14 protein-coding genes and 1 tRNA gene are annotated in these 16,727 nt (G+C 61.3%); 3 read left to right on the top strand and 12 right to left on the bottom strand.

Annotated elements, in window-relative coordinates; translation table 11 throughout:
- Nucleotides 1-3,507 carry a transcription-repair coupling factor gene (mfd, locus tag PQU94_RS14030; RefSeq protein ID WP_272742059.1) on the bottom strand — a complete coding sequence of 1,169 codons (3,507 nt, stop codon included), beginning with the start codon at nucleotides 3,505-3,507 and terminating at the stop codon, nucleotides 1-3.
- Nucleotides 3,508-3,801 carry an FAD assembly factor SdhE gene (locus PQU94_RS14025; protein ID WP_272742058.1) on the bottom strand — a complete coding sequence of 98 codons (294 nt, stop codon included), beginning with the start codon at nucleotides 3,799-3,801 and terminating at the stop codon, nucleotides 3,508-3,510.
- Nucleotides 3,802-3,866: 65 nt separating this feature from the next.
- On the opposite strand from PQU94_RS14025, the gene recG reads away from it, so the two are divergent.
- Nucleotides 3,867-5,933, top strand: coding sequence for an ATP-dependent DNA helicase RecG (gene recG / locus PQU94_RS14020; RefSeq protein WP_272742057.1), 2,067 nt, complete (start codon nucleotides 3,867-3,869; stop codon nucleotides 5,931-5,933).
- On the opposite strand, the gene PQU94_RS14015 is transcribed toward recG, so the two are convergent.
- The 3 genes from PQU94_RS14015 to PQU94_RS14005 form a co-directional block, all read right to left on the bottom strand.
- Nucleotides 5,930-7,075, bottom strand: a complete 1,146-nt coding sequence (locus PQU94_RS14015) for a DUF3089 domain-containing protein (RefSeq protein WP_272742056.1) — start codon at nucleotides 7,073-7,075, stop codon at nucleotides 5,930-5,932. The two genes, recG and PQU94_RS14015, sit on opposite strands and share 4 nt — an antisense overlap.
- Nucleotides 7,076-7,166: 91 nt before the next feature.
- A complete protein-coding gene (locus PQU94_RS14010; RefSeq protein WP_272742055.1) occupies nucleotides 7,167-8,093 on the bottom strand; it encodes a lysophospholipid acyltransferase family protein in 927 nt (308 codons plus the stop codon).
- 13 nt (nucleotides 8,094-8,106) lie between these two features.
- Nucleotides 8,107-8,880: a glycosyltransferase family 2 protein gene (locus PQU94_RS14005; protein WP_272742054.1), complete on the bottom strand. Its 774-nt coding sequence runs from the start codon at nucleotides 8,878-8,880 to the stop codon at nucleotides 8,107-8,109.
- A 122-nt stretch (nucleotides 8,881-9,002) separates the two neighbouring features.
- On the opposite strand from PQU94_RS14005, the gene PQU94_RS14000 reads away from it, so the two are divergent.
- Together PQU94_RS14000 and sseA are read left to right on the top strand one after the other, a co-directional pair.
- Entirely contained in the window at nucleotides 9,003-10,457 is a 1,455-nt protein-coding gene (locus tag PQU94_RS14000; protein WP_272742053.1) for a cryptochrome/photolyase family protein, read from the top strand.
- A 3-nt stretch (nucleotides 10,458-10,460) separates the two neighbouring features.
- Nucleotides 10,461-11,312 carry a 3-mercaptopyruvate sulfurtransferase gene (gene sseA / locus PQU94_RS13995; RefSeq protein WP_272742052.1) on the top strand — a complete coding sequence of 284 codons (852 nt, stop codon included), beginning with the start codon at nucleotides 10,461-10,463 and terminating at the stop codon, nucleotides 11,310-11,312.
- On the opposite strand, the gene PQU94_RS13990 is transcribed toward sseA, so the two are convergent.
- From PQU94_RS13990 to tpiA, 7 genes are all read right to left on the bottom strand, one after another.
- Nucleotides 11,291-12,403, bottom strand: a complete 1,113-nt coding sequence (locus tag PQU94_RS13990; protein ID WP_272742051.1) for an amino acid ABC transporter substrate-binding protein — start codon at nucleotides 12,401-12,403, stop codon at nucleotides 11,291-11,293. The genes sseA and PQU94_RS13990 overlap by 22 nt on opposite strands.
- Before the next feature lie 100 nt (nucleotides 12,404-12,503).
- A tRNA-Arg gene (locus PQU94_RS13985) sits at nucleotides 12,504-12,580 on the bottom strand.
- A gap of 11 nt (nucleotides 12,581-12,591) precedes the next feature.
- Complete coding sequence (locus PQU94_RS13980) at nucleotides 12,592-12,897, bottom strand: ETC complex I subunit (RefSeq protein WP_272742050.1); 306 nt, start codon at nucleotides 12,895-12,897, stop codon at nucleotides 12,592-12,594.
- 99 nt (nucleotides 12,898-12,996) lie between these two features.
- Nucleotides 12,997-13,380, bottom strand: a complete 384-nt coding sequence (locus PQU94_RS13975; protein ID WP_272742049.1) for a RidA family protein — start codon at nucleotides 13,378-13,380, stop codon at nucleotides 12,997-12,999.
- Nucleotides 13,381-13,396: 16 nt separating this feature from the next.
- A complete protein-coding gene (gene pyrG, locus PQU94_RS13970) occupies nucleotides 13,397-15,031 on the bottom strand; it encodes a CTP synthase (protein ID WP_126424160.1) in 1,635 nt (544 codons plus the stop codon).
- Nucleotides 15,032-15,174: 143 nt separating this feature from the next.
- Nucleotides 15,175-15,741 carry a preprotein translocase subunit SecG gene (gene secG, locus PQU94_RS13965; RefSeq protein ID WP_272742048.1) on the bottom strand — a complete coding sequence of 189 codons (567 nt, stop codon included), beginning with the start codon at nucleotides 15,739-15,741 and terminating at the stop codon, nucleotides 15,175-15,177.
- 148 nt (nucleotides 15,742-15,889) lie between these two features.
- Nucleotides 15,890-16,642: a triose-phosphate isomerase gene (tpiA, locus tag PQU94_RS13960; protein ID WP_272742047.1), complete on the bottom strand. Its 753-nt coding sequence runs from the start codon at nucleotides 16,640-16,642 to the stop codon at nucleotides 15,890-15,892.
- Nucleotides 16,643-16,727: the final 85 nt, after the last annotated feature.

Below are 16,727 nucleotides of genomic sequence, written 5' to 3'. Positions count from 1 at the left end.
TTACCCGGCCGCAATCGCCGCCAGTCGCGTCATGATCTTTTCGGCCGCCGCCAGACGCCCGGCCGCTTCCGGCCATTCGCCCCGCACCAGAAGCTTCTGATCCGGACGCAGCTTCCAGTCCTGCGGATTGGCCTGAATGAGCCCGATCAGCCCCATAGGATTGCTGAACTGCTCATTGCGGAAGCTGATGACCGCCCCCTTCGGGCCAACATCAATCTTGGCCACATTGGCTTCGCGGCACAGGCCCTTGATGCCGACGACTTTCAGGAGCTGTTCGGCCTCTTCCGGAATGGGCCCGAAGCGGTCGATCAGCTCGGCGGCCAGCGCTTCGCGATCCTCGCGCTTTTCGGCCTCCGAGACGCGGCGATACAGCGACAGGCGGATATTGAGGTCGGGAATATAGTCTTCCGGGATCATGACCGCAGCCCCGGCATTGATCTGTGGCGACCAGCCCCGATTGTCGATCGCGGGCTCATCGGCGCGGCTGCGTAACTCATTTACGGCGTCTTCCAGCATCTGCTGATACAGTTCGACGCCGATTTCGCGGATATGGCCGGACTGCTCATTGCCCAGCAGATTGCCGCCGCCTCGGATATCCAGATCATGGCTGGCCAGCTGGAACCCAGCGCCCAGATTATCCAGAGATTGCAAGACCTTCAAACGCTTTTCTGAAGCTTCACTTAAAATCTGGTGCGGCTGGGTCGTCAGATAGGCGAAGGCGCGCGTCTTGGAGCGCCCGACACGCCCGCGGATCTGATAAAGCTGCGCCAATCCAAACATGTCGGCGCGGTGGACGATCAGCGTATTGGCGGTCGGCACGTCCAGCCCGGACTCGACAATGGTGGTCGCCAGCAGCACGTCGTACTGACCATCATAGAAGGCGGTCATGACTTCTTCGAGCTGGGTCGGCGTCATCTGACCGTGACCCACGATGAATTTGACCTCCGGCACCTGCTCCCGCAGGAAGCGTTCAAGGTCCGGCAGGTCCTTCAGGCGCGGCACCACATAATAGGCCTGCCCGCCGCGATATTTCTCACGCAGCAGGGCTTCGCGTATGCTGACGGCGTCGAACGGCAGGATGTAGGTGCGTACCGCCAGACGGTCCACGGGGGGCGTGGCGATGATCGACATTTCCCGAATGCCGGAAAGGGCCATCTGAAGCGTGCGCGGGATCGGAGTCGCCGACAGGGTCAGCATATGCACGTCGGCACGGAAGGCCTTGAGCTTTTCCTTATGCTTGACGCCAAAATGCTGCTCCTCATCGACGATAACAAGGCCCAGATCCTTGAAACCCACCTGCTCGGACAGGAGCGCGTGCGTACCGATCACCACCTCGACCTCGCCGCTTTTCAGGCCGTCGCGGGTCTCATCCGCCTCCTTGCGCGTCACCATACGCGACAGGTGGCGCACACGGATGGGCCAGCCCTGAAACCGTTGGCTGAAGGTCTTGAAATGCTGGCGCGCCAGAAGCGTCGTCGGGCAAATAATGGCCACCTGCTGACCCGACATGGCCACCACAAAGGCCGCGCGCAGGGCCACCTCGGTCTTGCCGAAACCGACATCGCCGCAGATGAGGCGATCCATCGGATGCCCCTTCGACAGGTCGTCGAGCACATCGTGGATGGCGTTGAGTTGGTCTTCGGTTTCTTCGTAAGGAAACTGCGCGCAGAATTCGTCGTATAGCCCGGACGGCGGGTCGATCTGCTGACCCACCTTGAGCGCGCGCGCCGCCGCGAGCTGGATCAGGCCGTCGGCCATCTCACGCAGTTTTTCCTTGGCCTTCGATTTGCGCGCCTGCCAGCTTGCTGAACCCAGCCGGTCCAGTTGCGCCGTGTCGGAATCGGCCCCGTAGCGCGTCAGCAGGTCGATATTTTCAACCGGCAGGTACAGTTTGGCCTCGGCGGCGTATTGCAGTTCAAGGCAGGCGTGCGGCGCATCATTGACGCTCAGCGTCTTCAGCCCCTCATAGCGGCCGATTCCGTGCTCGATATGCACGACCAGATCGCCCTGGGACAGCGACGACGCTTCGGCCAGAAAATTATTGGCACGCCGACGTTTACGCGGGCGGGCTAATCTATCACCTAAGATATCGGTTTCCGAAATGACCGCCAAGGTCTCGGTCTCGAACCCCTGATCGAGCGGCAAAACGGCGCGCTGGATCGGCTTGACCTTGGTGCCCGCGACTCCGAAACTCAGCGCATCGGCATAGTCTTTGGCCAGCCGCGTCTTGTCGAGGCCGTGGTCGGACAGCATGGCCCCCAAACGATCGGACGAGCCTTCGGTCCACGAGGCGAACAGCACCCGCTTCCCGGCCTTCGACAGGGCCTTGGCGTGGTCGGCCACGGCGGTAAACAGATTGACGCTATCCTGATGGCGTTCCGGCGCGAAGCTGCGACCCGGACGCGCCCCCAAATCAATGGCCGAAGCCTCATCGCGTTGAAAGGTCTCGAACTGACGCACACGGCCCTTTTGCAGACCGCCCTGCCATTCGCTGTCGTCGAGGTAGAGGCGACCGGGTGGCAGGGCACGATAGCCGCTGTCGAGCTTGACCGCGCCCTTGGCCATGACGCGGGCATCGCCGGACCCTTTGCGCGACTCATAGGCATCGAGCACGGAGTCGCGCCATTCGCCGAAGGCCTGCTCGGCCAGACCGTCCAGAAGGATCAGGGTCTGCGGCGGCAGATAGTCGAAAACGCTGTCGAGGCGCTCGTAAAACAGAGGCAGCAGGGTTTCGACGCCCTGCCGGCGGATACCGGAAGACACCGCCGCATAGATCGGGTCATCGCCGGGGGCGCCGAAGTTTTCAAGGTACCCCTGACGGAAACGGCTGATGCTCTGATCGTCCAGCAGGATTTCGCTCACCGCCATAAAGTCGATGGCGGTAATCTGCTTCAGCGAACGCTGGGTTTCCGGATCGAAGGTGCGGATGGATTCGAGTTGATCGCCGAAGAAGTCGAGCCGCACCGGTTCGTCCTGGCTGGGCGAAAAGACGTCGATAATGCCGCCGCGCACGGCGAATTCGCCGCGCTCCGAAACGGTCGAGACGCGGTTATAACCGTTGCGTGAAAAATAGGCTTCAAGCTCGCGCGTTTCGATACTCTGACCGGGTTTGAGCGACAACAGACTACCGCGCATGGCGTCGCGCGGCGGCACCTTCTGCGACAAGGCGGCCGAGGTGGTGAGGATCAGCACAGGCTTCGCCGGTTTCCCGTTCAGGGCCTGAAGCCGCGTCAGACCGCTCATGCGCTGGGCAATCAGGGCGGTCGTCGGGCTCACCCGGTCATAGGGCAGGCAGTCCCAGGCCGGAAAGCGAATCACATCCAGTTCCGGCGCATAGAAGGCCAGTTCTTCGGCGACGGCGTTCATACGGCCATGATCGCGCGCCACGAACAGCGCCAGTCCTTCGGCGCGCGTCAGGTCCGACGCTACCAGACTGTCATAACCCGGCGGACACCCGGTCAGAGACAGGCGGGTGGCAGCGGCAGTAATGCGGGAAATATCGGACATCTATTGCTGAAGCTTTGTGTAAGCTAATTTATAATACTGATTGAGCTGGCTCATAATTTCGGAATCATGCTCCGGTGGCACAGGGTCGCGTTCGATGATCCAGCCATAGAGATCCTGATCCGGCGCTTCGAGCAGGGCTTCGAAGATATCGAGCTGTTCGGCGGTCATGGTCGGCAGATATTCCTCGGCGAAATGCCCCAGAATGATGTCCGCCTCCTTGAAACCGCGGCGTGAGGCGCGGAACCACAGCTTGCGCAGGCGGGCCTGATGGAGATCGTCAGCGGTGTCGGTCATGGTTTTCCCGTCTGTGGAGCGCAATCGCCCTTCTCTTTCATACGGTTTGGTGCTTGAAAGAGCCTATGCGTCCGGAAATTTTGTTCCCCTATTACACGTCTTTGACCGGCCTGAAAGGGGTCGGGCCGAAAATTGCGCCGCATCTGATCCGCCACGTCGGGCCCTATGTGCGTGACCTGCTGTTTACCCTGCCCAGCCAGTTGATTTTTCGCCCGGTAAGCCGCATCGCCGAAGCGCGGGTGGGACAGGTCCAGACCCTGTGTGTGACCATCGGCAGCTATCAGAAAAGCGGCGGTAAGGGACCGCAGCGCATTACCGTCTTCGATGACAGCGGGCAGATGCAACTGACCTATTTCCACCCGATCCGGGGCTTTGAACAGCAACATCCGGTCGGCGAAGCCCGCTGGATCAGCGGCAAGGTCGAAAGTTTCGGCTCGTCGCTACAGATGAATCATCCGGACTATCTGGTGCCGCTGGACAAACAGGACACCATCCCTCTGTTTGAAACCGTCTATCCGGCCACGGCGGCGGTTTCGCCGCGACTGATGCGGCGTTTCGTCGAAGCGGCCCTGCACAGGGTGCCCGACCTGCCGGAGTGGCTGGATACCGACACGTTGGGGCGGTTGAAACTTTCTGGTTTTTCGGATGCGTTGCGCGCGGCCCATGCGCCCGTGAGCGAAGCCGACCTGCTGCCCGAAGCCCCGGCGCGCAAACGGCTCGCCTATGACGAGGCGCTGGCCCATCAACTGGCCATGAAGGCACGCAAGCAGCACCGTCAGGCGACCCCCGCCCTGATCATCGACCGTCACCTGTGGGCCGATAAAGCGCTGTCCGCCCTGCCTTTCGCCCTCACGGGGGCTCAGACGCGCGCCCTGAACGATATTCGCGGCGACCTGCGCTCCGGCGAACGCATGAACCGCCTGATTCAGGGCGATGTCGGTTCGGGCAAGACTTTGGTGGCCCTGATGGCCATGATCGACGTCGCCGAAGCCGGACATCAGAGCGTCATGATGGCCCCGACCGAGATTCTGGCGCGTCAGCATTACGAGAAATCGCTACCAATCGTGAGCGATATGGGCATCTCCGCCGTGCTGATGACGGGACGCGACAAGGGTAAGGAGCGCGAAGCCAAACGCGCCGCTGTGGCGTCAGGCGACACCACCCTGATTTTCGGCACCCATGCGGTGTTTCAGGAAGGCGTGGATTTCAAAAGCCTGCAATTTTGCGTTATCGACGAGCAGCATCGGTTTGGCGTAGGGCAGCGACAGCGCCTGTTTCTGAAAGGCGACAGCGTCCACTACCTCTCCATGTCGGCGACGCCCATTCCGCGTACACTGGCCCTCACCCAATATGGCGAATCCGACCTTAGCGTGCTCGATGAAAAGCCCGCCGGCCGGCAACCCATCCATACCGCCGTCATACCGCGTGCCCGTCTGTCGGAGGTATTTGACCGGCTGAAATCGGCTATAGCCGCCGGATCGCAAGCCTACTGGATCTGTCCTTTGGTCGAAGAAAGCGCCGACTCCGACCTGATCGCCGTCGAAGCCCGCCACGAGTCGCTTCAGGACGCACTGGGGCGTGAGGTCGGGCTGGTGCACGGGCGAATGCCGTCGGCCGAAAAAGAAGACGTGGTGGCGCGTTTTGCCGCTGGCCAACTGCCGCTACTGTGCGCGACGACCGTGGTCGAAGTGGGCATCGACGTGCCTAACGCTTCGATCATCATTATCGAACAGGCCGAACGCTTCGGTCTGGCACAATTGCATCAGTTGCGTGGCCGTGTCGGGCGGGGTTCGGCCAAGAGCGCCTGCATCCTGCTCTATGATATGCCGCTGGGACAGGCCGCTAAGGCGCGGCTGGAGCTGCTGCGCACGACGGAAGATGGGTTTGAGATCGCCGAAATGGACTGGAAGCTGCGCGGTGAAGGCGACCTGCTGGGGGCGCGGCAATCGGGCTTCCCCGCCTATCGCTTTGTCGATCCGGTCGCCCATGCAGACCTGATCGCCACGGCCTCACGCGAAGCCCAATACATCCTTCTGAACGAGGCGCAGTTCCCGCCTCCGCGTCAGCAGGCTCTGGAAGTCCTGCGTCACCTGTTCGACTGGCGACCCGATGCGGCGGATAAGGTGGATTAATCCCCTTGCGCGCCGCGCCAGGCGAACCAGCGCGCCTGAACATCTGCCTGAAGATCGGCGTAGAAGAGATTGTAGGGACGAACTTTTTTGTTATCCGCCCACGACCCGTCAATGTCGAAGGACGGGCCGGAGGGGCGCGATACATAGAGGATATCGCCGCGGCAACGTGCACTGACCTTGCGCGGGATCAGGGCCGGTGTCGTCCCCCATTCGAGGCCGGTGGCATTGGCGGCCCCCAGACTGTGGCGCGCCTCGACCTCCTTGTCCGTCACCCCGCCCGTCAGCGGATTGACGCACAGGGCCTTACCGTCCAACGGCTCCATAATACTGGTCGGGCTCCAGTCCATGGCGCGGCGCTGCGCCTGCAAGGCGCGATCAGGGCGGCCATTATCGACGCTCAGATAGGCAATGGCGCAGCCATATTGGGCGCGCTGCTGACAGGCCGAAACCGCTTGCCCCGCTTGAAAATCATCGGCCGGCGTCAGAGATTCGAGGAAATAGGCGGCCACCAGAGCCGGCTTTAACCTCTCATCGGTCAGGATACGCTCTTTGAGCAGTCTATGCCCCAGAAAAGCCCCCTGCTCCAGTCCGACGATGACAAAACCGTTGCCGTTGCGGCGCTGGGCCAGAAAGGCCTCAAAGGCCATTGCGATATCGCCATAGGCAAATTGCCGGGCTTCACGTGCGTCCTCGCGCTGGGTTAATTGACTATAGAGGCTGGCCTGACGATAGCGCGGCGCATAGACATAGCCGATCGCGTTAAACGGCCCCGCATAGTTGGGAAGCTGATTGCGCATGACCTCAGTACTGGCCGCCGGGTCGTCGATTGGACCCACCCAGTCCTTGCCGCCATTGAAGCTGGTGGCATGGATGAAGAAGACATCGACCTTCTGAGGATTCCGGTTACGGCGCACCTCAAACCCATTGAGCGCCGGATTGAGATACCAGGCGGCGGCCTTGCTGTAATCTGGAGCCGCCGGCGGCCGGTAGGTCTGAAACGGAACCTTGGGGTCGAGATTGTGACGCATAATATCGTCGCCCCACAATATCCCGACCATAACCACAAACATCCCCCCCAACAGGGAGGCCCCCGCGATCAGCAGGCGTCGATTGACGATTCGGGGTTTGGGCGACTCGGACATGTAGCGGACGACGGTTTCCTCAGGAGCCGTATCATGAAGCCGACCGGGCTGACAGGCAAGTCGGCACAGCTTCACATATTATGAGGCGACGTTAAGGGGCTTTGGGCGTACCGGGCTTATAGGCGTCGTTGGGCCAGCGCTTATGCACCCAGAACCATTCTTGCGGTCGCGCACGCACCACCTCTTCGATAAAGGCGGAAACCCTGGCCACGGTGCTGTCGATATCGGCGGCCTTGTGACCGGTATCATCCACCTCTATCGGCTCATGGACGATCACACGGAAGCGCGCCTTGTGCAGACGCTCGACCGTCATCGGCTGCAAGACCGTGCCGAAGCGCATAGCCAGCCGCGTCGGGCCGGGGGCCGTATCGACGCTGCGCCCAAAAAACGGCGTGGCCACGCCGCGATTGAACTTCTGATCATTCATCAGCGCTACCGATTCGCCCTTGGCCATGGCGATCAGCAATTCCTTGGCCCCGTCGCCGCCCTTCGGTGCGAACAGTCGCACGCCGTAACGCATCCGTCCCGCCTTGATGCGTTCATCGACATACGGGTTGTTGGCGGCGCGATAGGTCATCTGACAGTCCACCCCGGCATCGACTATGGTCGAGGGCATAATCTCCCAGTTGGCAAAATGCCCGGAAATAAAGACCACGGGGGTTTGGCTCTCGGCTATGGCCTTGAGGCGCTCCATATTGACCACCTCGACCCGCCCATTAGCGATGCGGATGCGGTCCATAATGGCGAATTCCGCAAAAGTCCGCCCCAGATTGTCCCACTGAGCGCGCGCGACATCCGCCTTCCACGCCTCGTCCTTGTCCGGAAAGGCGAGGTCGAGGTTCTGACGTACCAGTTTTTGGGTCGGGGTGATGGGGCCGATGGCCTTCAGTAGCCACGCCCCCATGTCCGACGCCGTATCGACCGGCAGGGCGCGCACGACACCGACAAACAGGTCGTACATCAGCGCTTCGAAACGCCAGGCCACATCTTGCCAGAAGGAGGGTTTTGCAGAAGACATGTAATCTGATGCCTTAAGATTTCACTTTAAGCTCTTTTTGAGCCTTGAGAATTTTCAATAAGCGCTTCACGCGGGCCTCAGCCGCCAGATGGCTGGACCGCACCCCGTCCCATCCGCCGGTGAAGTGACACCGGAACAGGAAATAGCGTGTGAAAACGAACGGATATTCGAACGGCAGCCGCGTCCATATGGCCCAGGCTGGCTTTTTCAGCGCCTTGGCCTGAAGGTTGGTGTAGGAGTCGAGCTTCTGGCGGATGTGCTCATAGGAGCGCGCCGAAAAGTGCGTTGCCGATCCGCGTAACTGCCCCACGCGCGCGTCTTTTGTGTCCACCGTGTCGTGCACCAGCGAGTCGCGGAAGCGTACTTTTCGCCGGTCATAAAGACGGACATAGTTGTGATAGTCGGCCCACAGGCGCGGCTTGTCCTTGCCCGGATAGACATTGCGCAGTTTGAACCGGTAGGCCGGCAGGTCAGGGCCACGCGCCATAAGGGCCTTGATTTCCTGATATAACTGCGGCGTCACCACCTCATCAGCGTCGAGATTGAGGATCCAGTCGAAGCTCGCGCAGTCTTCGGAAAAGCGCTTTTGCGGCCCGTACCCCATCCAGTCGTTGTGAAAGACCTTCGCCCCCATCTGACGGGCCATGTCCGGCGTTCCGTCCGTAGAGCCGGAATCGACCACCACCACCTCATCGGCCAGCCCTTCTATCGCGCGCAGGCAATTGGCGAGACGATCGGCTTCATTCTTGGTGATAATACACGCGCTCAGTTTCGGCGGTGAGGACATAAAGGGACTCTGGATGCTAGATCATTCTGGCTTAGTCGCCTCCCCCCATCCGGTCAATAGTCATCGGATTGATCGAACCCGCCCGGCCGCACGTAAACCGGGTTTTGAACAGGCCCCTATTGATGACCCAAACGACGATCCTGTGGTTTCGTTCCGATCTGCGACTGCAAGATCATGAAGGCGTGGAAGCCGCGCTCAACAGCGGCAGCCCCGTTATACCGGTCTATATTTACGACGACCAACTGCCGCAACGGCCTTTAGGGGCCGCTTCGAAATGGTGGCTGGATCGCTCTTTGCGGTCGCTGGATCAGGGGTTGCGGGCGCGCGGATCACGTCTGATCGTCCTCAAAGGGCCGTCTTTGGCGCAGTTGACGCGCCTGATCGGGCAGGTTTCGGCGACGCGACTGATCGTCTCACGTACCTTTGAGCCGAAGATCGACGCCTTCGATGCCGGTCTGGGCAAGGGGTTAAAAATCCCGGTTGAGAGTTTCAACACGCACCTTCTGTCCGATCCGACGCAGATCCGCACGGGTGACGGCAATCCGTACAAGGTCTTTACCCCCTTCTACCGCGCCCTGCTGGCACATGGAGCGGCAAAGGGCCATGCGCGAAACCCTGTCGCGACCCATTGGCCTGCCCCGGCAGAGTGGCCGGAGAGCATGGAGATTGACGCGCTGGGGCTAAAGCCCGCCCTGACGCCATCGGGGCACGACTGGTCTGAAGGTTTCGACCTGTGGACGCCGGGCGAAGACGGCGCGCATCAGCGCCTGTCAGCTTTCCTGCGCTCCGGGCTGAAAGGCTACACGCCAGATCGCGACCGGCCCGATCTCGACATCACCTCGCGCCTGTCGCCGCATCTGCGTTTCGGAGAGATCAGCCCGCACCGGGTTCTGCACGAGGCGGAAGCGCACGCCGCCTCTCATCCGGCCCTGCGCGAAGATTTGGAAAAATTCAGGGCCGAATTGGCCTGGCGCGATTTCAGCTACAACATCCTGCAACTCCAGCCGGAGCTGGATCGCGTCAATTTCAAAAGCGCCTTCGATGCCATGCCGTGGCGCGACGATGCGGCCGGCTTGCGCGCGTGGCAACGCGGCAAAACGGGCTACAGTCTGGTCGATGCCGGTATGCGTCAGCTCTGGCGCACCGGGTTCATGCACAACCGCGTGCGCATGGTCTGCGCCTCGTTCCTGTCCAAGCATCTTTTGATCGACTGGCGGCTGGGGGAACAGTGGTTCTGGGACACGCTGGTTGATGCCGACCCGGCCAGCAATTCGGCCAGTTGGCAGTGGGTGGCCGGGTCCGGGGCCGATGCCGCCCCCTATTTCCGCATCTTCAACCCCTTGACTCAGGCCGAGAAATTCGACCCGAAGGGAGCCTATCGCCGACGCTTTGTTTCCGGTTTTGCGGAAAAGATAATGGGCGCAACTTCTACACATCACCAAAAATTTGAACGCGACCTGTTTGATTTCGCAGGCGTTTCAGCCTCTAACTCAGGGGGTGCGCCGCGTCCGATCGTCGATCACGCCATGGCGCGTCAGCGGGCGCTCGACGCCTATGCGCAGATGAAAGAGGACTAAACCATGCCTGCCCAGATAGAGGCCGATGCCCTGAAATCCCTGCTCGATGCCGGGGCCGTCAAGATCATCGACGGCAGTTGGGCGCTGGATGGCACGGACATGCGCGCCCTCTATGCTGAAAGCCATATCCCGACGGCGCAATTCTTCGATATCGACGCCATCAGTGACCGCAGCAGCGGCCTGCCGCACATGGCCCCGACCCCCGACGTGTTTGCACAGGCGGTCGGCGACATGGGCATCAGCGAAACCGATCACGTGGTGATCTATGACCGCCAGGGCCTGTTTTCCGCGGCGCGCGTGTGGTGGACCTTCCGCCTGATGGGCCACAAAAAGGTGCAGGTGCTGAAGGGCGGCCTACCGGCATGGATAGCGGCTGGCTATCCGACAGGTAGCGGTGCGGAATGGATTAAAGGCGTCACCTACACCCCGAACCCCAAACCTGATATGGTTATATCTATCAATGTGTTGCGGTCACATCTTGGCGCATCAGATGAGATGGTTCTGGACGCCCGCCCCGCCGCGCGTTTCGATGGCACGGCCCCGGAACCGCGCGCTGGTCTGCGCTCCGGGCACATGCCGGGCAGCCGCAGCCTGCCCGCGACAGAACTTATCCGCGACGGCGCGCTGAAACCGGTCGGGGAACTGAAAAACATCTTCTCGGCCCTGCACGTCACGCCGAAAACGCAGGTCATCACCTCCTGCGGATCAGGCGTGACGGCGGCCATTATCGCGCTGGCCCTGCATGAGGTTGGTCATGATAAGGTACGGCTCTATGACGGGTCATGGGCCGAATGGGGTCAGACGACGCTCGACACGCCGGTCGTCACCTCCGCTCAGCGCACGGGCGGCGAATAGAGGAGACCGTGCTCCGGGGCATTCCATTGTGCATTCAGCCCGCGCGATAGTCGCAGGGGGGAATCTGCGCCGATATTGCGATCGAAGATTTCGCCGTAATTGCCGACCTGAGAGACGATATTGAAAGCCCATTCGGGCCCCAGCCCCAGACCTCCGCCCAGATTGCCCTCAGCCCCCAAAAGGCGTTTGATTTCGGGGTTCTGCGATTCCATCTTCTGAGCCTCGACGGTTTGATGGGTCACCCCCAGTTCCTCCGCAACGATGGTCGCATAGAGCGTCCAGCGCACAATGTCCGTCCACTGGTCGTCCCCTTGTCGCACGACCGGCCCCAGAGGCTCCTTCGAAATGATTTCCGGCAAGATGGTGTGGGCCGTCGGGTCGCTCAGCGTCGTGCGCGCCGCCGCCAGGGCCGACACGTCGCTGCTCAGGGCGTCGCACTGACCGGCGGCATAGGCGTCGCGCCCGTCGTCCTCGTTTTTGACCACGACCGGGTTATATTTCAGCCCGCGCGCGCGGAAAAAGTCGGCCAGATTAAGCTCGCTGGTTGACCCCGTCTGCACGCAGATGCGCGCACCGTTCAATTCGGTGGCGCTGTTCAGCCGCAGGGATTTGCGCACCAGAAAACCCTGACCGTCATAATAGTTGATGCCGGCATAATCGACCTGATCCGCGGCATCGCGCGACAGGGTCCAGGATGTCGAACGCCACAGCACATCGACCTTGCCGGTTTTCAGTGCCTCGAACCGTTCGATCGTGGTGAGCGGCACATAGGTCACCTTATCGGCGTCGGAAAAGATGGCGGCGGCCAGAGCACGGCAGAAATCGACGTCGAAGCCCCGCCAGCGGCCGGAATTGTCCTTATACGAAAAGCCGATCAGACCGGGATGCACGCCGCAATTGACCCGTCCGCGCGTCAAGACGGCCTTTAGCGTGGCACTGTCGCTCTGGGTAGGGGTGAGCCTGGCCTCCGGGGCCTGCACGGGCTTGTCGTCTGTGGCCTTTTGTCCCTGATTACACGCCGTCAGACCGCACACAAGACCGGCCAGAGCGAGCGGCGCGGCAAGGCGGGACAGGGGGCGGAACACGGACATGGGCAACAGGGCCTTTACGGTGGCGGCGCACCCTATTCAACACCAGCCCGCCGTCCCGGTCAAAGCGAAAGGGACGGTCAGTGCTCACAAATTGGAGAAATGGCGACCCCGGCAGGATTCGAACCTGCGACCGTCCGCTTAGAAGGCGGATGCTCTATCCAGCTGAGCTACGGAGTCAGAAAGCGCTTTTAGTGCGTCCAGCTCTGGCGGCGGTTGGACGCAAAATTGTCGGCATAGGCCTTGATGATCTTCGGCGGGGTTTCCGGCTCGATCAGGCGGAACGGGATGCCGTGGGTTTCGGCGTAGGCCATGGCCTGTTCCTTGGTGTCGAAGGAGAGGCGCACCTGGGTGTTGGTGTCCGCCGCCGAAATCCAGCCCATCAGCGGGTCAGGCGTGCGCGCCGAGGCCGGTTCAAACTCCAGCACCCAATCCTGAGTCTTGGCCTTGCCCGACTGCATGGCGGTCTTGGACGGCTTGAAGATGCGCGCGAACATGACAATCTCCTGCGGACGCGAAATCTGTCCGGATTCGATATCCGGATGGTCAAGGTCTGTTACTACAAACCCGCTTTTTGGCAAAGGGCTTTTGCCCGATTACCCTTTTATCTGAGCCGAGGCTTCGATCTCAACCAACCATTCGGGGTTGATCAGGGCTGAGGTGCCGAGAAAGCTCGACGCCGGACGAATCTCACCGAACACTTCACCGTGGGCGCGGGCGGCGTCCTGCCACAGCGACATATCGGTCAGGAAGATGCGCGTGCGGATGATGTCGGTCACCGAACCGCCGGCCTCTTCCACCGCCTTGACGATGGTTTCGAGGATGGTTTTGGTTTGCAGGTAGCAGTCCCCGGCCCCGACCAGCTTGCCGTCGCGCATGGCCGTGGTGCCCGCAACCTCGATACGGTTGCCGATACGCACGGCGCGCGAAAACCCGATGGTCGGTTCAAACGGCGAACCGGAAGAAATAAGCTGACGCATGAGGATATCCTGAAAATTAAACCAGACGGCTGCGGTCGAGCGCCGCGGTAATGAAGCTCTTGAACAGCGGGTGCGGCTGCATGGGGCGGGACTTGTATTCCGGGTGGTACTGCACGCCGATAAACCACGGATGGTCGTCCCGTTCGACGATTTCCGGCAGCAGGCCGTCCGGCGACATGCCACTGAACTTCAGGCCACAGGCCTCAAGCTGCGGGATGTAGTCGCGGTTAACTTCATAACGGTGGCGGTGGCGCTCGGAAATCTGCGTCGTGCCGTAGATGTCGGCAACTTTCGAGCCCTCACGCAAGCTGGCCGCAAAAGCCCCCAGACGCATGGTGCCGCCCAGATTGCCGCCCGCCGCACGCTGATTCAGCTCATTGCCGTTGAGCCATTCGGTCATCAGGCCTACGACGTGTTCGCCGCTGTCGCCAAATTCCGAAGAGGTGGCCTTGGCAATGCCGGCCTGATGGCGCGCGGCCTCGACCACGGCCATCTGCATCCCGAAACAGATGCCGAGATAGGGGATCTGGTTTTCACGGGCGAACTTGGCGGCCATGATCTTGCCCTCGGCCCCGCGCTCACCGAAGCCGCCGGGCACCAGAATGGCGTGGACGTTTTCCAGCTTCTGACGCACGGTTTCGGGATCGTCCTCGAAGGTTTCGGACTCGACCCACTCGATATTGACCTTGACGCGGTTGGCCATGCCGCCGTGATAAACGGCTTCGATCAGCGACTTATAGGCGTCTTTTAACACCGTATATTTGCCGACAATGGCAATCGACACCTCGCCGTCCGGCTTGGCGTAGCGGTGGGTGATGTCTTCCCACATCGACAGATCGGGCTGCGGCGCGTCTTCGATGCCGAAGACGCTCAGCACTTCGTTGTCGAAGCCTTCGCGGTGATAGTCGATCGGCACGGCGTAGATATTGGCCGAGTCGAGGGCCTGAATGACCGCCGTTTCGCGCACATTACAGAACAGACCGATCTTGCGGCGCTCCTCGCGCGGGATTTCATACTCGCTGCGGCACAGAAGGATGTCCGGCTGGATGCCGATCGAGCGCAGCTCCTTGACCGAGTGCTGGGTCGGCTTAGTCTTCATCTCGCCCGCCGTCTTGACGAAGGGCAGCAGGGTCAGATGGATGAAGCAGCACTGACGGCGCGGCAGTTCCTGCCCCAGCTGGCGGATGGCTTCAAAGAAGGGCAGGCCTTCGATATCGCCGACCGTGCCGCCGATTTCGACCAGAATGAAGTCGGCATCGCCCTGATCCGACAGGACAAAGCTCTTGATCTGGTCGGTGACGTGCGGAATGACCTGCACGGTCGCCCCCAGATAATCGCCGCGCCGCTCTTTTTCGATGATGTTGGAATAGATGCGGCCGGTGGTGATATTGTCGGTCTTGCGCGCATTGACCGCCGTGAAGCGCTCATAGTGGCCGAGGTCGAGGTCGGTTTCCGCGCCGTCGTCGGTAACGAAGACTTCCCCGTGCTGATAGGGGCTCATCGTGCCCGGATCGACGTTCAGATAGGGGTCGAGCTTACGCAGGCGAACCTTATAGCCGCGGGCCTGAAGCAGGGCCCCCAGCGCCGCCGACGCCAGCCCCTTGCCGAGCGAGGACACCACGCCCCCCGTAATAAATACAAAGCGCGCCATATCCGTGTTCACCGTGGGCATGTCGGAAAACCTTTATCCGGGAACCGCCGCGGGCGATTCCACTTACCTTCATATATAGTCAAAAAGATCGGCTCACAAAGCGATCTGTGAGCCGGTCCTGAGTTCAGATTTTAGAATTGTCTTCAGTTCGAGGTCGAAGATGAAGACGCCGAAGACGCGGCGGGCTTGGCCGGCTGGGCTGCCGGTTTAGCGGCCGGCTTGGCCGCTGGGCGGGCCGCGCTTGACGACGAGGATGAAGCCGAGGCCGGGGCCGCCGACGAAGCCGGAGCGCCCAGCGTGCTGAGCGACGGGGCGGCGCTGGTCGGCGACGGCAGGTCGGTCAGGGACGGCGCGGCCGAAGACGAGCTGGCGCCCGCCGATTGCTGCGCATTTTGCGCGGCCGCTGCGGCGGCCGCCGAGGCCTGCGCCTCGTTCAGCTTGACGTTATCGGCGCCGACCTGATCGACCACGGAGGTGCCGCGACGATCGAAGTTCGACACAACGGTCAGGCCGATACAGTTGGCGAAGAAGAGAATGGCCAGAATCGAGGTGGCCTTGGTCAGGAAGTTGCCGGCACCGCGCGCCGACATGAAGCCCGACGGGCCGCCCCCCATGCCGAGAGCCCCGCCCTCGGACCGCTGAACGAGAATCAGTCCCACCAGGGCGATACCGATGAGGATTTGGATCGAGAGCAGGATAACGAACAGCATGAAGTTCCGGGGTCTTTTGGCGAATGTCTTGGCAGGATCAGGGCGCAGGCCCCTGTGGGTCGTGCGCCTTGTCCAAAGCGTAAGCGCACGCCCTTAGCACTAAGACTGGGCATTGGCCATAGCTGTTTCAAGGATTTGCGGTGGAATTTCAGTCCGCGGCGGCGATGATGCGGTTGAAATCCTCAGCCTTGAGCGAGGCACCGCCCACCAGCAGGCCATCCACACCTTCCAGCGACAACAGATGGCGCGCATTGTCCGGCTTGACCGAACCGCCGTAAAGCGTATGCGGCACGACCTGATTGTGGAAACGCTGGGCCAGATGCTTCTGGATCAGCAGCATGGCGTCAACGACCTGATCATCGGTGGGCACATGGCCGGTGCCGATGGCCCAGACGGGCTCATAGGCTACATGGAAGGTTTGCCCTTCCAGCGCCAGAGGCAGGCTGTCCCGCAACTGCTTGCTGAGGACGGCGTGGGTGAGGCCCTCCTGACGCTGATCGAGCGTTTCACCGATGCAGATAATCGGCTCAAGCCCGGCCCGCAGCGCCGCCAGGGTCTTGGCGGCCACGCTTTCGCAGGCCTCCTTGTGGCCATGACGGCGTTCGGAATGGCCCAGTATGACCATGTCTGCCCCCGCGTCTTTCAGCATTTCGGCCGACAGGTCGCCGGTAAAGGCCCCTTGCGCGTCTTTATGGCAGTCCTGACCGCCCAGACGCACGGGACTGGGCTCAGAGCGCGACTGAAGCGCCTCACTCAGGGCATAAAGAAGGGTTGAGGGCGGGAAGATCGCGACCGACGCACGACTGTCGCGTGCGGCGCGATCCATGGCAAGGGCCTCCGGAATGGCTTCCCTCAGGCCATGCATCTTCCAGTTGCCCGCGATAAGCGGATGTTTTGGCATTATAAAATCAGTGGCATGTCATTATTTATTGATAATCTTATCTGTAACGAAGCGGACCCGTCCCGCCAAGAAAAAACCGGCAAAC

Origin of the sequence: Asticcacaulis currens (assembly GCF_028550395.1) — a bacterium.
Classification (GTDB): Bacteria; Pseudomonadota; Alphaproteobacteria; order Caulobacterales; family Caulobacteraceae; genus Asticcacaulis; species Asticcacaulis currens.
The sequence above is the reverse complement of the archived record's forward strand: the minus strand, read 5'-3'. Positions and strand labels throughout refer to the sequence as shown.

What these genes read in the sequence shown, in the direction of transcription:
- mfd (WP_272742059.1), bottom strand. Translation starts at nt 3,507, where the DNA reads ATGTCCGATATTTCCCGCATTACTGCCGCTGCCACCCGCCTGTCTCTG.
- PQU94_RS14025 (WP_272742058.1), bottom strand. Translation starts at nt 3,801, where the DNA reads ATGACCGACACCGCTGACGATCTCCATCAGGCCCGCCTGCGCAAGCTG.
- recG (WP_272742057.1), top strand. Translation starts at nt 3,867, where the DNA reads ATGCGTCCGGAAATTTTGTTCCCCTATTACACGTCTTTGACCGGCCTG.
- PQU94_RS14015 (WP_272742056.1), bottom strand. Translation starts at nt 7,075, where the DNA reads ATGTCCGAGTCGCCCAAACCCCGAATCGTCAATCGACGCCTGCTGATC.
- PQU94_RS14010 (WP_272742055.1), bottom strand. Translation starts at nt 8,093, where the DNA reads ATGTCTTCTGCAAAACCCTCCTTCTGGCAAGATGTGGCCTGGCGTTTC.
- PQU94_RS14005 (WP_272742054.1), bottom strand. Translation starts at nt 8,880, where the DNA reads ATGTCCTCACCGCCGAAACTGAGCGCGTGTATTATCACCAAGAATGAA.
- PQU94_RS14000 (WP_272742053.1), top strand. Translation starts at nt 9,003, where the DNA reads ATGACCCAAACGACGATCCTGTGGTTTCGTTCCGATCTGCGACTGCAA.
- sseA (WP_272742052.1), top strand. Translation starts at nt 10,461, where the DNA reads ATGCCTGCCCAGATAGAGGCCGATGCCCTGAAATCCCTGCTCGATGCC.
- PQU94_RS13990 (WP_272742051.1), bottom strand. Translation starts at nt 12,403, where the DNA reads ATGTCCGTGTTCCGCCCCCTGTCCCGCCTTGCCGCGCCGCTCGCTCTG.
- PQU94_RS13980 (WP_272742050.1), bottom strand. Translation starts at nt 12,897, where the DNA reads ATGTTCGCGCGCATCTTCAAGCCGTCCAAGACCGCCATGCAGTCGGGC.
- PQU94_RS13975 (WP_272742049.1), bottom strand. Translation starts at nt 13,380, where the DNA reads ATGCGTCAGCTTATTTCTTCCGGTTCGCCGTTTGAACCGACCATCGGG.
- pyrG (WP_126424160.1), bottom strand. Translation starts at nt 15,031, where the DNA reads ATGGCGCGCTTTGTATTTATTACGGGGGGCGTGGTGTCCTCGCTCGGC.
- secG (WP_272742048.1), bottom strand. Translation starts at nt 15,741, where the DNA reads ATGCTGTTCGTTATCCTGCTCTCGATCCAAATCCTCATCGGTATCGCC.
- tpiA (WP_272742047.1), bottom strand. Translation starts at nt 16,642, where the DNA reads ATGCCAAAACATCCGCTTATCGCGGGCAACTGGAAGATGCATGGCCTG.